The organism is Methylobacterium sp. WL18 (assembly GCF_008040015.1).
Classification (GTDB): domain Bacteria; phylum Pseudomonadota; class Alphaproteobacteria; order Rhizobiales; family Beijerinckiaceae; genus Methylobacterium; species Methylobacterium mesophilicum.
Genome location: NZ_VRVD01000391.1, coordinates 1 through 4,463, shown reverse-complemented (window position 1 = coordinate 4,463; position 4,463 = coordinate 1). Strand labels below are relative to the sequence as shown.

At 68.8% G+C, this 4,463-nt stretch carries 6 protein-coding genes; 5 read left to right on the top strand and 1 reads right to left on the bottom strand.

The annotated features are described in order from the left end of the window. Positions 1–213: 213 nt before the first annotated feature. Positions 214–555, bottom strand: coding sequence for a hypothetical protein (locus FV228_RS21285; protein ID WP_147856434.1), 342 nt, complete (start codon positions 553–555; stop codon positions 214–216). A 145-nt stretch (positions 556–700) separates the two neighbouring features. Between FV228_RS21285 and FV228_RS21280 the strand changes: the two genes are divergently transcribed. From FV228_RS21280 to FV228_RS21260, 5 genes are all read left to right on the top strand, one after another. Continuing rightward, on the top strand, positions 701–886 hold the full coding sequence (locus tag FV228_RS21280) for a hypothetical protein (protein ID WP_147856433.1): 186 nt from the start codon (positions 701–703) through the stop codon (positions 884–886). A 334-nt stretch (positions 887–1,220) separates the two neighbouring features. Continuing rightward, positions 1,221–2,258: a sulfate ABC transporter substrate-binding protein gene (locus FV228_RS21275; RefSeq protein ID WP_147856436.1), complete on the top strand. Its 1,038-nt coding sequence runs from the start codon at positions 1,221–1,223 to the stop codon at positions 2,256–2,258. Between the two features lie 10 nt (positions 2,259–2,268). Then, entirely contained in the window at positions 2,269–3,123 is an 855-nt protein-coding gene (cysT, locus tag FV228_RS21270; RefSeq protein WP_147856432.1) for a sulfate ABC transporter permease subunit CysT, read from the top strand. Further along, positions 3,116–3,997, top strand: coding sequence for a sulfate ABC transporter permease subunit CysW (cysW, locus tag FV228_RS21265; protein ID WP_147856431.1), 882 nt, complete (start codon positions 3,116–3,118; stop codon positions 3,995–3,997). The genes cysT and cysW overlap by 8 nt, the downstream gene beginning before the upstream one ends. 70 nt (positions 3,998–4,067) lie before the next feature. Further along, positions 4,068–4,463: ATP-binding cassette domain-containing protein (locus tag FV228_RS21260; RefSeq protein ID WP_147856435.1), on the top strand; the 396-nt coding region annotated here is incomplete at its 3' end.

The window sequence follows — 4,463 nt, the reverse complement described above, 5'->3', positions numbered from 1 at the left end:
GCTCAAGGGGGCCGGCGCCGGCCCCCTTGAGCAGGCCACGCCTAGAGACCTGGACGTTCATCTCCGCTCCTTAAAGCGATCTGGTATAATTCCAGGGTGTCCCAAAAAAGCGTGCACGAGGCAAGTGTGGTTGCGTGACACAGAGACGGCTGCTGTTTTAAGTTGACCAGCCCGTTGGACGTGACGCCATCATCCTGCACGGGCTGACCTTTTTCACTTGGACGGCGCGGCCGGATTCGTGCCGGAGGGGCCGCCGGTGCGGTGGTCCAGCGGCGCCTGCGGCTCCGTCGCGGAAGACCCGCCGGTGTCGGCGCCTGGGACGGGCCGCTTGGCGTTCTCGTCGATGGAGTGGCCACCCGGATTCGGCGCATCCTTGGCGGCCGACTGCTCGCGGGGGACGGGGGCCTGGCTCCAGCCGTCCTGCGCGCTGCGCGACTTGTCGCCCATCGCGTCGATGCCCTTGATCTCGCCGGGCTTCGTCTGGGCGAGGGCGGGCGCACCCGTCGCGGCCACCATCAGGAACGCCGGCAGGGTCAGGGACAACGAGCGGGACAAAGGGCGAATCCGATCTGTGCGAGGGGTCATGGCCGGCAACGTGCCCCCGGCATGGCCAGTTCCGATTTCGGACATCGACCACCGTGACGGTCTCTTAACCAAGCTTTGCCATTCTCAAGGCGAGACACACGGGAGCCTCGGGATCATGACGAAGTCGTATCCGGAGCGCCCCTCCGAAGAGACCGCCTCCTCCACCGTTGCCCCGCTCAGCCCGAGCGTGCGCCGGCATCTCGGCCAGAACCTGCGCTCGGTCTACGCCGACACGTTCGCCGCGCCGATCAACCAGCGCCTCGAAGCCCTGGTGAAGCAGCTCGGCAAATCGAAGCCGTAAGCCGCGCTGCGCCCCGGATCGCGGAGGCGCCCAGGTCCGGCCCGCATCACGCGGCAGGTGCGTCAGCGCACACCAAGTCGTTCTTTCTATGAAACTCGCCGCGGCGGCGACATTCTTCTCCTCGTGCATTCCGCGGGAGAAGATCCATGCGTTCCGCCGGCGGGCGCACCCCCAGACGCTTGTGTTTCCGGGAATTCCGCCGATCCTGCTTCGAGCACACAACGGTGCGAGAGCCGCCGCCTGGCTTGACTTCGTTCGGTAAAACGAACGATCCAGGGCCCCGGGCGTGCGCTTCTCTGCAGCGCAACCGTGGCCGGCGGGGAGAGTCGACGTGATGAAGAACGGTGCGGCACGGAACCGGGCTGTCCGGGCGGTCGGACTCTCGATGCTGGTCGGCGCCAGCCTGCTGAGCGGCCTCCTTCCGGCCGGGGCCGAGACCGCGCTGCTGAACGTCTCCTACGACCCGACCCGGGAACTCTATCGCGAGATCAACACGGTCTTCGCCGAAGCGTGGAAGGCCAAGACCGGCGAGGCGATCACCGTGCGCGCCTCGCATGGCGGCTCGGGCGCACAGGCCCGGACGGTGATCGACGGCGTCGACGCCGACGTGGTCACGCTGGGCATCCCGTCGGACATCGACGCCATCGCCAAGCTCACCCGCAAGATCCCCGACGACTGGCGCAGCAAGCTCCCGAACGAGGCCGTGCCCTACACCTCGACGGTGGTGTTCCTGGTCCGCAAGGGCAACCCGAAGGGCGTGAAGGACTGGGCCGACCTGACCAAGCCCGACGTGAAGGTGATCACCCCCAACCCGAAGACCTCGGCCGGCGGACGCTGGAACTTCCTGGCCGCCTGGGGCTACGCCTACGGCCAGGACAAGGACACCGCCAAGGCGGATGCCTTCGTGGGCCAGATCTACAAGAACGTGCCCGTGCTCGACACCGGGGCGCGCGGCTCGACCGTGACCTTCGCGCAGCGCGGGCTCGGCGACGTGCTGCCGACCTGGGAGAACGAGGCCTACCTGGTGCTGCAGGAATTCGGCGCCGACAAGTTCGACATCGTCTCGCCGCCGACCTCGATCTACGCCGAGCCGCCGGTGGCCCTCGTGGCGGTGAACGCCGAGCGCAAGGGCACCACCAAGGCCGCCCAGGCCTATCTCGACTTCCTCTACAGCGACCGCGCGCAGGCGATCTTCGCCAAGCACCATTACCGCCCGATCCGCCGCGAGGCGGCGGCGCCGGCCGACCTCGCCCAGCTCCCCGAGATCAAGCTGTTCAAGATCGAGGACATGCAGGGGTCCTGGGACGACATCCAGAAGCGGAACTTCGACGCCGGCGGCCTGTTCGACCGGTTGAGCCGGGCCGGCCGCTGAGGCGGGAACCATGGTCGAGACACCGCGTCGCAAACGGACCTTCCGCCGTCCCAGCGTGATCCCGGGCTTCGGGCTCAGCTTCGGCTACACGCTGACCTGCCTCGGGCTCGTCGTGCTGCTGCCGCTCGCCGGGCTCGTGGCCAAGGCGTCCGGCCTCGGGCTCTCGGGGATCTGGTACGTGGCCACCGATCCGCGGGTGGCCAGCGCCCTGAAGCTCAGCTTCGGCGTCTCCGCGGTCGCGGCGCTCACCGCCTCGGTGTTCGGCTTCCTGGTCGCCTGGGTCCTGACCCGCTACCGCTTCCCGGGCCGGAAGATCGTCGACGCGGCGGTCGACCTGCCCTTCGCCCTGCCGACCGCCGTGGCCGGCATCGCGCTCGCCTCGCTCTACGCGCCGGACGGGCTGCTCGGCGCACCGCTCGCCCGTCTCGGCATCCAGGCGGCCTACACGCCGGTGGGGATCTTCATCGCCATGGTGTTCATCGGGCTGCCCTTCGCGGTGCGGACCGTGCAGCCGCTGATCGCCGAGATCGACAAGGAGATCGAGGAGGCCTCCGCCACCCTGGGCGCCACCCGGCTCGGGACCCTGACCCGGGTGGTGCTGCCGCCGCTGATCCCGGCGGTGCTCACCGGGTTCGCCCTGGCCTTCGCCCGGGGGGTCGGCGAATACGGCTCGATCATCTTCATCGCCGGCAACCTGCCCTACGTCTCGGAGATCGCGCCGCTGCTGATCGTGATCAAGCTGTCCGAGTTCGACTACGGCGGTGCGGCGGCCATCGCCACGATCATGCTGGGCATCTCGTTCCTGACCCTGCTCGCCATCAACCTGATCCAGGCCTGGAGCCGGAGGCGCTTCGGCTATGTCTGAGATCTTCTCCCCGACCATCACGCCGGCCACCCGGCCGGAGCCCGTCGCCTCGGAGGGCGCCGGAACCCGTTTCGTCCTGATCGGGATCGCGATCACCTTCCTGGCGCTGTTCCTGGTGCTGCCGCTGCTCGCGGTGTTCACCCAGGCGTTCTCGAAGGGGCTCGACGCCTTCCTGGCGGCGTTCCGGGAGCCGGATGCCTGGAGCGCGATCCGCCTGACCCTGACGGTCGCGGCGATCGCGGTGCCGTTCAACGTGGTGTTCGGCCTGGCGGCCTCCTGGGCGATCGCCAAGTTCGAGTTCCCCGGCAAGTCGCTGCTGATCACCCTGATCGACCTGCCGTTCTCGGTCTCGCCGGTGGTCTCGGGGCTGATCTACGTGCTGCTGTTCGGCTCGCAGGGCCTGTTCGGCACCTGGCTGATGGACCACGGGATCCAGGTGCTGTTCGCCCTGCCGGGGATCGTGCTCGCCACGGTGTTCGTCACCTTCCCGTTCGTGGCCCGCGAGCTGATCCCGCTGATGCAGGAACAGGGTTCCGCGGAGGAGGAGGCCGCGCTGACGCTCGGCGCCTCGGGCCTGCACGCGTTCCGCACGGTGACGCTGCCCAACATCCGCTGGGGCCTGCTCTACAGCGTGCTCCTCTGCAATGCCCGGGCGATGGGCGAATTCGGCGCGGTGTCGGTGGTGTCCGGCCACATCCGCGGCCTGACCAACACCATCCCACTCCACGTGGAGATCCTCTACAATGAGTACAACTTCGTCGCCGCCTTCGCCGTCGCTTCGCTCCTCGCCGTCCTTGCCCTCATCACCCTCATCCTCAAATCCGTCCTCGAATGGCGGTTCGCGGGCGAGCTTGCGCACGGCCGGGCTCACTGACAGCCCCTTGGACCGCCCCTCCACGGCGATCCGGGTCGAGAACGTCTCGAAGACCTTCGACACGGCCGCGGTGCTGCACGACCTGTCGATCGACGTGCGGGCGGGGGAGCTGCTCGGCCTGCTCGGCCCCTCGGGTTCGGGCAAGACGACCCTGCTGCGGATCATCGCCGGGCTCGACGCGCCGGACCGGGGCCGGATCCTGTTCGGCGACGACGACGCCACCGGCCTCGCCGTGCAGGAGCGGGCGGTGGGCTTCGTGTTCCAGCACTACGCCCTGTTCAAGCATATGAGCGTGGCCGACAACATCGCGTATGGGCTGAATGCGCGGCGTCGCGCCGAGCGGCCGGCCAAGCCCGAGATCAAGCGCCGGGTCGGCGACCTGCTCGACCTGATCCGGCTCTCGGGCTTCGGCGACCGCTTCCCGTCGCAGCTCTCCGGCGGCCAGCGCCAGCGCGTGGCGCTCGCG